Here is an 11,710-nt window from a genome sequence, read left to right as displayed (position 1 = left end):
GGCAACACCGGGCTTGCCCCGCTAGGCGGTCAACGGGGGCGCTGCCTACACTGCCGCACATGAACACCACCACCCTCACCACGGCCGACGGGCTGAAGCTGCACCTGCAAGACTGGCCCACCACCGAGGCGAGAGGGACGGTGCTGATCCTGCACGGCCTGGGCGAACACATCGGTCGCTACGAACACGTGGCGCAACACCTCAACAGCTGGGGCTGGAACGCCGCCGGTTACGACCACCGAGGCCATGGCCGAAGTGACGGCGCGAAGGGCCGGCTCAACGACAGCGAAGGCATGCTGCGCGACCTGTCGCTGGTGATCGACGCGGTGCGCAAGCGCCACCCCGGCCCACTGGTGCTGCTGGGGCACAGCATGGGCGGGCTGGTTGCCGCGCGTTTTGTGGCCGAAGGCCTGGGCCGCCCGGCAACCTGGCACCGCGCGGTCGATGCGCTGGTGTTGTCGTCACCCGCGCTCGCGGCCGACACCACCGGCGTGCAGAAGCTGCTGCTGGCGGTGGCCGGCACGCTGGCGCCCGACGTGGCCGTCAACAACGGCCTGAAGCCCGACTGGATCTCGCGCGACCCCAAGGTGGTGGCCGCCTACCTGGCCGACCCGCTGGTGCATGACCGCATCACGCCCCGGCTGGCGCGTTTCATATTGGATGGCGGCGAGCTGTCGCGCCAGCGTGCCGCGCAATGGACCGTGCCCACGCTGCTCATGTTTGGCGGCAGCGACCGCTGCGTGGCGCCACGCGGCAGCCGCGAGTTTGCGGCGGCCGCGCCCAAGTCAACGCTGACGACGCATGAGTTCAAGCCGCTCTTTCACGAGATCTTCAACGAGCCCGAGCAGGCCGAGGTGTTCGCGGTGCTGGGGCCTTGGCTGCAGGCCTTGAGGCTTCCCGCCTGAAGCCGTCGCAAGGCCGCGGGTTGACGGGCTAAGGCCGGCCGTCGGCCAATGACTTGGGCAAGGCCTCGGCCAGAAAGTCGAACACGCGCCGCACCAGGCGGTTGCCGTGGACTTCACGGTGCACCGCCAGCCAGCACGGCAGGGGCGGAACCTTCAACATCGGCAGCAGCGGCACCACACCCGGCAGGTAGCGCAAGGTGTAGCGGGTGAGGAAGCCGATGCCAGCCCCACACGCCACCATCCGGCCGTAAGCCAGCAGGTCATCGGTGCGCAGGGCAAAGTGCTCGCGCGTGAGCGGCACGCCGAAGTCGGCAAAGCCGCGAATCAGCGACTCGTCTCGGTCGAAGCCGACCAGGCGGTGGCGCTGCAGGTCAGACGGCTGCCGCGGCGTGCCGGCACCTTGCAGGTAATGCTCATGGGCACAGGCCGTGATGGGCAGGTCGGCCAACTTCTTGGCGACCAACGAGTCCTGCGCGGGCCGCACCAGGCGCACCGCGATGTCGGCCTCGCGCCGCAGCAGGTTGTTGACCTCGTCAGACGCCACCAGCTCCACCTGGATGCCCGGCTCGGCCACGCCGAGCGCCGCCAGCACCGGTGGCAGCAGGTAGCTGGCCGCCACCCGGCTGGTGGTGATGCGCACGGTGCCGGTGGCCGCCTCGTCACGGCCCGCCAGCGTGCGCGCGAGCGTCGCCGCACCGGCTTCCATCTCGCGCGCCGCACCGGCAATCGCCAACGCGGCCGCCGTGGGCACGATGCCCCGGCCGGTGCGCTCGAAGAGGGGCACCTTCAGCTGCGCCTCCAGCTCGGCAATGTGCCGCGACAGCGTGGGCTGCTGCGCGCCCAGCTTGCGGGCGGCGCCCATGATGCTGCCGGCTTCGAGCACGGCGAGAAAGCTTTTCAGAAGCGTCCAGTCGAAGGCATTCGGGCTCATGCGGAAATGTATATCTGGTTTGCAGACATCAGCAATTGCCGAATACCTCCAGCCCTTTCAGACTGGCGCCATTCCAACTGCCGACAGGGGCACGCACCATGAATCGCCGCAACTTCATTCGCATCGCTGGGGGTGGCGTCGTGATGGCCGCCACCACGCTTTCGGGCTGCGCACAGTCCACGCCGGCCGAGGCCATCGAAGCCTGGCACAGCGCGCCGCGCGAGACCGACCTGCGGCGCTGGGTGATCAGCCACGCCATCCTGGCGCCGAACCCACACAACCTGCAGTCGTGGCTGGTGGACCTGGGCACGCCGAATGAGATCGTGCTGCGCTGCGACCTGAAGCGCCTGTTGCCCGAGACCGACCCGTTCTCGCGCCAGATCATGATGGGCCAGGGCACCTTCCTCGAACTGCTGGACCTCGCAGCCCGCGAGCGCGGCCTGCGCGCCGACATCGAGCGGTTCCCCGGTGGTGTGTCGGCTTCGACCGATCAACTCGATGGCCGCGCCATTGCGCGCATCCGCCTCACCGAGGACAGCGCGGTGAAAAAGGACCCGCTGTTCGCGCAGATCCTGAACCGCCGCACCAACCGCAGCGCCTACGACCCCGCCCGCCCCGTGCCGGCGCCCGCCTGGAAAGCGATGGCCGACGCCGCCGTTGGCAACGCCGCCAGCCCGCTGCGCTTCGGTTGGGCCGGCGCAGATCAACCCGAGGTGCTGCAGCGCCACCGCAGCATCGCCACCGAAGCCTGGCTGATCGAGCTGACCACCGAGCGCACGGTGCTCGAGTCGTACAAGGTGCTGCGGGTCGGCGCGGCCGAAATCGCCCAGCACCGCGACGGTGTGTCGCTGCTCGACACCATGCCGGTGCTGATGAACCGCCTCGGCCTGCTCGACCGCACAAAAGCCCCCGCGCCAGGTGACTTTGCGTTGAAGGCGCAGGTGGATGGCTTCAACGCGAAGATCGCCTCCACACCGGGCTTTCTGTGGCTGATCACCGACACCAACGACCGCGCCGCTCAAGTGGCAGCAGGCCGGGCTTACGCACGGCTGCAACTGGCTGCCACCGCGCACGGTGTGTCGATGCACCCGTTGCAGCAGGCCTTGCAGGAGTACCCGGAACAGGCGGGGATGCACACCGCCATCCGCGGCTTGCTCGGCGCGGCGCAGCCTGCCCAAACAGTGCAGATGTGGGCGCGCGTGGGCTTTGCGCCGCAGGTGTCGCCGGCACCTCGGCGAGGCCTTGCGGCGCACCTTGCCGTGGCCTGACCCGGCCTACACTGGCGGCTCCCCACGAAGGAGCGCCCATGAACGCACGCGACCCGCTGCAACCCATCCAGCCCGACGAAGCCACCGCCCTCGCGGCCTTTGCCAACCGCACCTGGGACGACGAGATCGTCCCCGCCCTCACCCAGTACATCGCCATTCCGGCCAAGAGCCCGATGTTCGATGCGGAGTGGGAAAAACACGGCTACATCGACAAGGTGGTGCGCGACGCCGCCAGCTGGGTCGAAGGCAAGAAGGTGGCGGGGCTGAAGCTCGAAGTGATCCGCCTGCCTGGCCGCACGCCAGTGATCTTTTTCGAGGTGCCTGCCACCAAGGCTGGAAGCACCGACACCATCTGCCTCTACGGCCACCTCGACAAACAACCCGAGTTCAACGGCTGGCGCAACGATCTCGGGCCCTGGACGCCCAAGTACGAAAACGGCCTGCTCTACGGCCGTGGCGGCGCCGACGATGGCTACGCCGTCTACGCCTCGCTCACCGCCATCCTCGCACTCGATGCACAAGGCATCCCGCGCCCGCGCTGCGTGGGCCTGATCGAGAGCTGCGAAGAGAGCGGCTCCTTCGACCTGCCGGCGTATGTGGACGCGTTGAAGGGTCGTCTCGGCAACGTGAGTTTGGTCGTCTGCCTCGACAGCGGCGCCGGCAACTACGACCAGCTGTGGCTCACCACCAGCCTGCGTGGCAACGTGACCGGCACGCTCAAGGTCGAGATCCTCACCGAGGGTGTGCACTCGGGCGATTCGAGTGGTCTCGTGCCGTCGAGCTTTCGCATCATGCGGCAGGTGCTCGACCGGCTCGAAGACAGCCGCACGGGCGAGCTGCTGCCGCAGTTCTTTCACTGCGAAATGCCCGCTGACCGTGTGGTGCAAGCACGCGCCACCGCGCAGATCCTCGGTGACGAAGCCTGGAAGCGATTCCCCTGGGCCTGCGGCGCCGATGGCGGCCCCACGCTGCCCACCACCACCGACCCGCTGCAGTCGCTCATCAACCGCAGCTGGAAGCCCACGCTGAGCGTGACCGGTGTCGACGGCTTCCCGGCCATGAAAGACGCCGGCAACGTGCTGCGTCCCTACACCGCTTTCAAGCTCAGCCTGCGCCTGCCTCCGCTGGTGGACGCCGGCGCGGCCGCGCAGAAGCTGAAAGCCCTGCTCGAAGACAACGCGCCCTACAACGCCCGCGTGACCTTCGCCGCCGATGGCCGCGCCGACGCCCAGGGCGCGAGCGGCTGGAACGCACCGACCATCACGCCGTGGCTGGAAGACGCGCTCAATGCGGCGTCGCAGTCGCACTTCGGTGCACCCTGCGGCTACATCGGACAGGGCGGCACCATCCCGCTGATGGGCATGCTGCAAAAAAGCTTTCCGGCCGCGCAGATGATGGTCTGCGGCGTGCTCGGCCCCAAGAGCAACGCCCACGGGCCGAACGAGTTCCTCAACGTGCCATACGGCAAGAAACTCACCGCCGCCGTGGCGCAGGTGATGGCGGCGTGCCCTTGAGACTCACCTCCTCGCCGACGCCAGCTTGACCGGCGCGCCGCGGATGGCCAGCGCTGCTGTGTCCAGCGCCTCGCGCGGCGGCTTGCTGCCGGCGTTGATGTCTTTCAGCGCGGTGGTGAAGTGCTGCCAGAAGAGCGTCATCTCCACGTTGCTCGGCATCGGCCGGCCGGCGTAGATGGCGTCCATCGCGGTGCGAATGCGCGGGTCGGTGTAGAGCGTCCAGAACATCGACTTCGAGGCCGGCACACCGAGCGGCTTGTCGTTGTTCATCAAGGTCAGCCCCTTGGCCTTGAGCAGGTGGTTCTCCAGAAAATCGAGCGCCGCCGCGCGGTTGGGTGAGCCTTGCGTGACCATCGCACCGAGCACGCCGACGAAGGGCCGCGCCGGCTTGCCGTCGAGCGTGGGCAGCACCGCCACGCCGTAGTTGATCTTGGCTTTGGTGAGCGACTCCCAGGCCCACGGCCCAGTGATCCACAGCGCCTGCTTGCCCGATTTCATGGCCTCTTCGGCCTCGCCGTAGGTCTGCCCACCTTCGGGCAGCGCGCCGGCCTTCATCAGCTGCATCAGGTACTCGGCACCTCGCACCGCCCCGGGGTGGTTGATGCCGGTGTCGCGCGCGTCGAAGCTGCCGTCGAGCTTGCGCCGGAACACGTAGCCGCCCCCGGCTGACATCAGCGGCCAGGTGAAGTACGGGCTCTCGGTCTCCCAGCCGATGGCGCGTGCGCCGCGCGTCTTCAGCTTGTAGTGCAGCGGAATGATTTCTTCGAAGGTCTTGGGCGGCTCGGCCACCAGGTCCTTGTTGTAGATCAGCGCGACCGACTCCACCGACAGCGGGTAACCCCAGACCTTGCCACCTTGTGTGAAGCCGTCCCACGCCACCTGTACGATGTCGCCGCGCAGCGCCTCACTCGGCTGCACCGGGCTCAGCCAGCCTTGTTTGATCCACTCGCCCAGGCGGTCGTGCGGCCAGATCCAGATGTCCGGGCCCTTGCCGGCTTTCATCGCGTCTTCGAAGTTGCCCACCGCGTTGTCGAAGTGCTCGACCTTCACCCGCATGCCGCTGGCGCGGGCGTACTCGTCGGCCACTTTCTGCAGGCCGTTGTAGCCCTTGTCCTTGTTGACCCAGATGGTGAGCGTGCCCTTTTGTGCGGCCTGTGCCGGCACGCTGAGAGCCGACAGCAGCGCACCGCTGCCGAGGAATGTGGTGACCCGACGACGATCCATGTTTGACCCCTCCGTGTTCGATCGAACGAATTAAGTTACGCATCGTGAGAGAGAGTTTTTGGCGAAGCATCGGTGTTCACCCTGGAGAAATGGTCGCCTGCGTAATTTAGTTTCGTGTTTGTCGCATCCACAGGGGTGCATGTAGTACATCGCGCTGCCCGCCACTACGTAGCCGTTCGTACTACATGCGCTACAAAGTCACGGCACGTGGAAACGCGCGCATGCACACGCTGCCGCTGGCCGTAGCATCGGCCGCATGCAATTCAAGATGACATTTGCCACCCACCGTTTGCGCAGCGTCATGCTGTGCGCGCTGATGGCCCAGGGCGCTTCGGCCCACGCACAACAGGCCGATGTCGTGTCGATGACCTCGCGGGTGAATGCCGTGCAGCCGAAGATGCTGGCTTGGCGACGCGACATCCACCAGCACCCCGAACTCTCGGGCCAGGAACGGCGCACCGCCAAACTGGTGGCCGATCATTTGCGCAAGCTGGGCTTGAGCGTGAAGACCGGCGTCGGCGGCCACGGCGTGGTGGCCGTGCTGCGTGGTGGCAAGCCGGGCAAGGTGGTGGCGCTGCGTGCCGACATGGACGCACTGCCCGTCGCCGAAGCCACCGGCCTGCCCTTCGCCTCGCACACCCGCGCGCCCTACCAGGGCCGCGAAACACCGGTGATGCACGCCTGCGGGCACGACGGCCACACCGCCATCCTGATGGGCGTGGCCGAGGTGCTGGCGGGCATGAAAGACCAGATTCCCGGCACGGTGAAGTTCATCTTCCAGCCGGCCGAAGAAGGTGTGCCCGACGAGACCAGCGGCGCCGCCTGGGGCGCGCGTGCGATGGTGGCGCAGGGTGTCTTGGAGAACCCGAAGGTCGACGCGGTGTTCGGCCTGCACATCTCGCCCAACATGCCGATGGGGTCGCTCGGCTACCGCAGCGGGCCGATGATGGCCGGTGCCGACACGGTGCACATCACCATCACCGGCGAGCAGACGCACGGTGCCGCACCGTGGACGGGTGTGGACCCGATCGTGGCGGCAGCTCAGGTGATCACCGGCTTGCAGACGATCGTGAGCCGCCAGCTCAACATCAGCAACGAGCCGGTGGTGTTGACCATCGCCTCCATCCACGGCGGCAACCGCGAAAACATCGTGCCCGAAACGGTGGAAATGCTGGGCACGCTGCGCACCTTCGACGAAGACATGCGAGCCGAAGCCAAACAACGCATCACCACCACCGCGCAGAAGATCGCCGAATCCAGCGGCGCCAAAGCCGCGGTGCGCTTCGGCCCGGCGGCCTACAGCGTGACGGTGAATCCACCCGACCTGAGCGACGCGATGCTGCCCACGCTGCAGCGCGCCAGCGGCGGCAAGGCGATGTCGATCCCGAAGATCAGCGCGTCGGAGGATTTCTCCGAGTACCAGAAGGTCGCACCCGGTTTGTTCTACATCCTCGGTGCGCCACCCAAGGGCAAGGTCCACACCGAAGCGCCGGCCAACCATTCGCCGCTGTTCGACTTCGACGAAGACGCGATGCCGCTGGGCGCGCTCAGCCTGAGCTTGCTGGCGCTGGACTACCTTTCAGCACGCTGAAGCATCTGCGCGCCAAGCGCCTCGGCCACCTCGATGCCATCGACCCCGGCCGACATGATGCCGCCCGCATAACCCGCGCCCTCACCCGCCGGGTACAGGCCCTTGACGTTGAGGCTTTGAAAGTCCTTGCCGCGCGTGATGCGCAGCGGTGACGAGGTGCGTGTCTCCACGCCGGTCAACACCGCATCGGGCATCGAGAAGCCCTTGATCTGTCGCTCGAAGGCGGGCAGCGCCTCGCGCACGGCAGCGATCGCATAGTCGGGCAGGCTGGTTTTCAGGTCGCCGAGCAACACGCCGGGTTTGTATGAAGGTTCCACCTTGCCGAGCACCGACGAAGGCTGGCCCTTGATGAAGTCGCCGACCAGCTGGCCGGGCGCTTCGTAGGTGCCGCCGCCCAGCTCGAAGGCACGCGACTCCCAGATGCGCTGAAAGGCCATGCCGTCGAGCGGGTTCGCCGGGCCGTTCTCGTTCGGGTCGCGCCGGTAGTCTTGCGGCGCAATGCCGACCACGATGCCGGCATTCGCATTGCGCTCGTTGCGCGAGTACTGGCTCATGCCGTTGGTGACGACGCGGTTCGTCTCCGACGTGGCCGCCACCACCGTGCCACCCGGGCACATGCAAAAGCTGTAGACCGCGCGACCATTCTTCGCGTGGTGCACCAGCTTGTAGTCGGCCGCACCGAGGATGGGGTTGCCCGCGTTGGGGCCAAAGCGCGCCGCATCGATGAGGCTTTGCGGGTGCTCGATGCGAAAGCCCACCGAAAACGGCTTGGCCTCCATGTAGACACCACGCTCGTGCAGCATGGTGAAGGTGTCGCGCGCGCTGTGGCCGAGCGCCAGCACCACGTGGTCGGCGCGCAGCTCTTCACCGGAGGCGAGAGTCAAGCCGCGAATGTGGCCCGCTTCGATGCGCACATCGGTCACGCGCTGTTCGAAGCGGATCTCGCCGCCCAGTGCCACGATGTCGGCGCGCATCTTCTCGACCATGCTGACAAGGCGGAAGGTGCCGATGTGCGGCTTGGCGACGAAGAGGATTTCGTCCGGCGCGCCGGCCTTCACGAACTCGGTCAGCACCTTGCGTGTGAGGTGGCGCGGGTCGCTGATCTGGCTCCAGAGTTTGCCGTCGGAGAAGGTGCCGGCACCGCCTTCGCCGAACTGCACGTTCGACTCCGGGTTCAGCACCCGCTGGCGCCACAGGCCCCAGGTGTCTTTCGTGCGTTGCCGCACCTCCTTGCCACGCTCCAGCACGATCGGCCGCAGCCCCATTTGCGCAAGGATCAACGCTGCAAAGATGCCGCAGGGCCCGAAGCCGACGACCAGCGGGCGCGGTGTGCCGCTCGCCGCAAAGTCGGCCGGTGCGTGGCCGACGAAGTGGTAACCCGTGTCGGGTGTGGCGCGGATGTGGTGGTCACCAGCGAAGCGCTGCAACACAGCCGCTTCGTCGTCGATCTCGCAGTCGAGCGTGTAGATCAGCACCACCGCGCTCTTCTTGCGCGCGTCGTAACTGCGCTTGAACACGGTGAACGACTTCAGTGCGGCGTCGGGCAACCCCAGCCGCTTGAGGATGGCAGGGCGCAGGTCGTCGTCGGTGTGGTTCAGCGGCAGGCGCAGTTCGGTGATTCGCAGCATGGCCGCCATTTTCGGTGCTTTGTGCGGCCATGAAAAAAGCCGCCCGAGGGCGGCTTCTTCAGACGGCGGCTCGTTCAGTAGCCAGCTTGCACGCGCGGAGCGCGGGTGGCGGCAATGGCTTCATTGCGCACTTCGTCGCGGCTGCGCACCGAGGCGACTGCGGTGTCACGCGCGGCGTCGAGCTCGCGCAGGCCACCCAAGCTGCCGTCGGCTTGGGCCTTCAGCACCTCGGCACGCACTTCAGCGCGCGTCAGGTTGCTGGCCTGGCCCTTGGTGGCGGCCTTGGGGGCCCACCCTGCCACGGCGGCATCGGCCGGCACGAGCAACTCACCCGTGGCGCGTGCACGCAGGACTTCGGCGCGCACCGCTTCACGGGTGGTGGTGCTGGCGGCCGGCTGCGAAGTGCCGAAGTATTGAAGGTCGGCCTCGGCCTGGGCGAACACGGCGGTGCCGGTGAAGGCGAGAAGGGCGGCGGCGATGGCTTGTTTGCGGTTCATGGTGATGTCTTCTTTCAGTGGTTCAGGAGAGCGCGGTTCAATAACCGGTGCTGACGTGGGGCTTGGCCGACTCGCTGCGAACGAACTGGCGGGCCTGGGCACGCACGTCTTCGCGGCTCAGGGTCGACGCGCCGGCCTTGTCGGCCACGACGGCAGGCTTGGCAACCCGCTTGTCAGCCACATTCAGCGGCACGGACTTTTGCGTGGCGCCGGCCGAAGCCAGCACTTCGTTCGGGGTGGTCAGTTCGCCGGTCGCCAGGGCGGCTTGCACGTCGGTACGCACTTCGGCGCGGCTCACGGTCGACTTCTGTTGGGCGCCGAAATGCTGAAGGTCAACTTCGGAGGACTGCGCCAAAGCGGCAGAACCGATGAGGGTGATGGCGGCGGCGATGATGGCTTGCTTGGTGTTCATGATGATGATTTCCTAGTGGTCAAAACAGATGGGTGACGTTTCCGGGCAGGGCGGCCTTGTTGGTTTGGGATGCCGTCTTGTCCAGCCTCGGTGAGTCGCTTGGTTTGGGTTCGGCTCATCGATGGGGTGAACTGTAGGCATTGCCAAAGCATCAATAAATACCCTATGCTTCAATTGCGCATTGCGTAAATAGAAACAATAGGGGTGTAAGCCATGGACCGACTCCATTCCATGCGGGTGTTTTCCCGGGTGATCGAAGAGGGCAGCTTCGCCGGCGCGGCGCGCCAGCTGAACCTGTCGGCGGCCGTCGTCACCCGCCTGGTGGCCGACCTCGAAGAGCACCTGGGCGCCCGCCTGATCAACCGCACCACACGCCGCCTGGCGCTCACCGACACCGGCGAGCTCTACCTCGAGCGGGTGCGGCAGATCCTCACCGAGGTTGAAGAAGCCGAGGCCCTGGCCAGCGCCGCCACCTCGGAGCCGCGCGGCCACCTGCGGGTGCTGGCACCACCCGCGTTTGCGGTGCACCAGATCGCCAAACACCTGCCGCGTTTTCGCAAGCTCTACCCGCGTGTGACGCTGGAGCTGGCCGCGCCGGGGCCGGTGGAAACGGTGGACGAAAACTTCGACGTCAGCATCATCCAGGTCGGCCGCCAGCCGCTGGACGGCGACTTCGTGGCCCGTCTGCTGGCACGCTCGGAAGTCATCACCTGTGCCTCACCCGAGTACCTCGACCGCATGGGCCGCCCTCGGCACCCGAACGAGTTGCCGCAGCACGAGGCGATGCTGCCCAGCTTCACGCGCGAGATCACCTTTCACCGCGGCGAGTGGGGCGACGATGAACCCTCGGGTGACTCCGTGACCCTGGTGCCGGCCAAACCGGCGCTGAGCACCATCCACAGCGACACCATGTACGCCGCCGCACTGGCCGGCATGGGCATCTCGGGGCTGCCGTCTTATGTGGTGGAAGACGCGCTGCTGGAGCATGCGCTGGAGCGCGTGTTGCCCGAGTGGCGGGTGCTGACGCTGCGCCTGTACGCGGCCATGCCCACGCGCAAGTACGTGCCGGCGCGCACGCGGGCCTTCATCGACTTTCTGGTGCAGACCTTTGGCGGCGCCGAACACGACCCGTGGCTGCAGGCGGCCGGCTGCGAAACACCCCGCCACAACCCGGCGGCGATCGACAAGCCGGTGCTGCAGTAAACAGCTTTCAATAAAACACGTCGTGCCGTGTCGCACCCATCAGCGGCTCGAGCAGATGGGCCAGCGGCCCGAGGCCGTTGTAGCGTGTGGCCACCTTGTGGGCGTAGGCAAAAAACCTCGGCAGGTCTTCGGTGTACTTGGGCTTGCCGTCGCGGTGCTTCAAGCGGCAGAAGATACCGAGCACCTTGAGGTGGCGCTGCAGGCCCATCCATTCGAGCTGCTTCCAGAACTCGCCGAAGTCGTCGCTCAAGGGCAGGCCGGCCTGGCGCGCCTGTTGCCAGTAGCGCACGGCCCAGTCGATCTCTTGTGGCTCTTCCCAGGAGATGAAGGCGTCGCGCAGCATGCTGGCCACGTCGTAGCTGATGGGGCCACGCACCGCGTCTTGAAAGTCGAGGATGCCGGGGTTGCCCTCATCAGCCGGGCGGACCATCAGGTTGCGCGGCATGTAGTCGCGGTGCCCCGCGCCGGGGGGTTGCGCCCGCGCGCGGGCCCCCACCAGGTCGCCGACCATTTGGCACATGGGGTGGTGGTGGGCGG

General features: G+C 67.0%; 11 protein-coding genes. 5 read left to right on the top strand and 6 right to left on the bottom strand.

Features of this window, described 5'->3' with window-relative positions; translation table 11 throughout:
- Positions 1-59: 59 nt before the first annotated feature.
- The gene (locus tag RMO40_RS07310) at positions 60-905 is read left to right on the top strand and encodes an alpha/beta fold hydrolase (RefSeq protein WP_309718400.1); all 846 of its coding nucleotides are present in this window, start codon (positions 60-62) and stop codon (positions 903-905) included.
- A gap of 28 nt (positions 906-933) precedes the next feature.
- Here RMO40_RS07310 and RMO40_RS07305 read toward each other — a convergent pair whose 3' ends face one another.
- Positions 934-1,836, bottom strand: a complete 903-nt coding sequence (locus RMO40_RS07305) for a LysR substrate-binding domain-containing protein (RefSeq protein WP_309718397.1) — start codon at positions 1,834-1,836, stop codon at positions 934-936.
- A 98-nt stretch (positions 1,837-1,934) separates the two neighbouring features.
- Here RMO40_RS07305 and RMO40_RS07300 point away from each other — a divergent pair, with 98 nt between their 5' ends.
- Positions 1,935-3,104 (top strand): Acg family FMN-binding oxidoreductase, encoded by a 1,170-nt coding sequence (locus RMO40_RS07300; protein ID WP_309718394.1) that lies wholly within the window; start codon positions 1,935-1,937, stop codon positions 3,102-3,104.
- Between the two features lie 38 nt (positions 3,105-3,142).
- Positions 3,143-4,618: a M20/M25/M40 family metallo-hydrolase gene (locus RMO40_RS07295; RefSeq protein WP_309718391.1), complete on the top strand. Its 1,476-nt coding sequence runs from the start codon at positions 3,143-3,145 to the stop codon at positions 4,616-4,618.
- A gap of 3 nt (positions 4,619-4,621) precedes the next feature.
- On the opposite strand, the gene malE is transcribed toward RMO40_RS07295, so the two are convergent.
- Positions 4,622-5,842: a maltose/maltodextrin ABC transporter substrate-binding protein MalE gene (gene malE, locus RMO40_RS07290; protein WP_309718389.1), complete on the bottom strand. Its 1,221-nt coding sequence runs from the start codon at positions 5,840-5,842 to the stop codon at positions 4,622-4,624.
- Positions 5,843-6,110: 268 nt separating this feature from the next.
- On the opposite strand from malE, the gene RMO40_RS07285 reads away from it, so the two are divergent.
- Positions 6,111-7,433 (top strand): amidohydrolase, encoded by a 1,323-nt coding sequence (locus tag RMO40_RS07285; RefSeq protein WP_309718386.1) that lies wholly within the window; start codon positions 6,111-6,113, stop codon positions 7,431-7,433.
- On the opposite strand, the gene RMO40_RS07280 is transcribed toward RMO40_RS07285, so the two are convergent.
- From RMO40_RS07280 to RMO40_RS07270, 3 genes are all read right to left on the bottom strand, one after another.
- The gene (locus RMO40_RS07280) at positions 7,415-9,061 is read right to left on the bottom strand and encodes an FAD-dependent oxidoreductase (protein ID WP_309718384.1); all 1,647 of its coding nucleotides are present in this window, start codon (positions 9,059-9,061) and stop codon (positions 7,415-7,417) included. The two genes, RMO40_RS07285 and RMO40_RS07280, sit on opposite strands and share 19 nt — an antisense overlap.
- Positions 9,062-9,135: 74 nt before the next feature.
- Positions 9,136-9,558: a DUF4148 domain-containing protein gene (locus RMO40_RS07275; protein ID WP_309718381.1), complete on the bottom strand. Its 423-nt coding sequence runs from the start codon at positions 9,556-9,558 to the stop codon at positions 9,136-9,138.
- A 37-nt stretch (positions 9,559-9,595) separates the two neighbouring features.
- Entirely contained in the window at positions 9,596-9,970 is a 375-nt protein-coding gene (locus RMO40_RS07270) for a DUF4148 domain-containing protein (protein ID WP_309718379.1), read from the bottom strand.
- Between the two features lie 213 nt (positions 9,971-10,183).
- Here RMO40_RS07270 and RMO40_RS07265 point away from each other — a divergent pair, with 213 nt between their 5' ends.
- On the top strand, positions 10,184-11,173 hold the full coding sequence (locus RMO40_RS07265) for a LysR substrate-binding domain-containing protein (RefSeq protein WP_309718372.1): 990 nt from the start codon (positions 10,184-10,186) through the stop codon (positions 11,171-11,173).
- Between the two features lie 7 nt (positions 11,174-11,180).
- Here RMO40_RS07265 and RMO40_RS07260 read toward each other — a convergent pair.
- The coding region (locus RMO40_RS07260; RefSeq protein ID WP_309718369.1) for a phosphotransferase at positions 11,181-11,710 on the bottom strand (530 nt) is incomplete at its 5' end.

The sequence above is a fragment of the Rhizobacter sp. genome (assembly GCF_031412075.1).
Classification (GTDB): Bacteria; Pseudomonadota; Gammaproteobacteria; order Burkholderiales; family Burkholderiaceae_C; genus Rhizobacter.
Note: the sequence above shows the minus strand (reverse complement) of the source record. Positions and strands in the feature narration are given on the sequence as shown.

Coding starts and splice junctions, on each gene's coding strand:
- RMO40_RS07310 (WP_309718400.1), top strand. CDS start 60: ATGAACACCACCACCCTCACCACGGCCGACGGGCTGAAGCTGCACCTG.
- RMO40_RS07275 (WP_309718381.1), bottom strand. CDS start 9,558: ATGAACCGCAAACAAGCCATCGCCGCCGCCCTTCTCGCCTTCACCGGC.
- RMO40_RS07280 (WP_309718384.1), bottom strand. CDS start 9,061: ATGCTGCGAATCACCGAACTGCGCCTGCCGCTGAACCACACCGACGAC.
- malE (WP_309718389.1), bottom strand. CDS start 5,842: ATGGATCGTCGTCGGGTCACCACATTCCTCGGCAGCGGTGCGCTGCTG.
- RMO40_RS07265 (WP_309718372.1), top strand. CDS start 10,184: ATGGACCGACTCCATTCCATGCGGGTGTTTTCCCGGGTGATCGAAGAG.
- RMO40_RS07270 (WP_309718379.1), bottom strand. CDS start 9,970: ATGAACACCAAGCAAGCCATCATCGCCGCCGCCATCACCCTCATCGGT.
- RMO40_RS07305 (WP_309718397.1), bottom strand. CDS start 1,836: ATGAGCCCGAATGCCTTCGACTGGACGCTTCTGAAAAGCTTTCTCGCC.
- RMO40_RS07285 (WP_309718386.1), top strand. CDS start 6,111: ATGACATTTGCCACCCACCGTTTGCGCAGCGTCATGCTGTGCGCGCTG.
- RMO40_RS07295 (WP_309718391.1), top strand. CDS start 3,143: ATGAACGCACGCGACCCGCTGCAACCCATCCAGCCCGACGAAGCCACC.
- RMO40_RS07300 (WP_309718394.1), top strand. CDS start 1,935: ATGAATCGCCGCAACTTCATTCGCATCGCTGGGGGTGGCGTCGTGATG.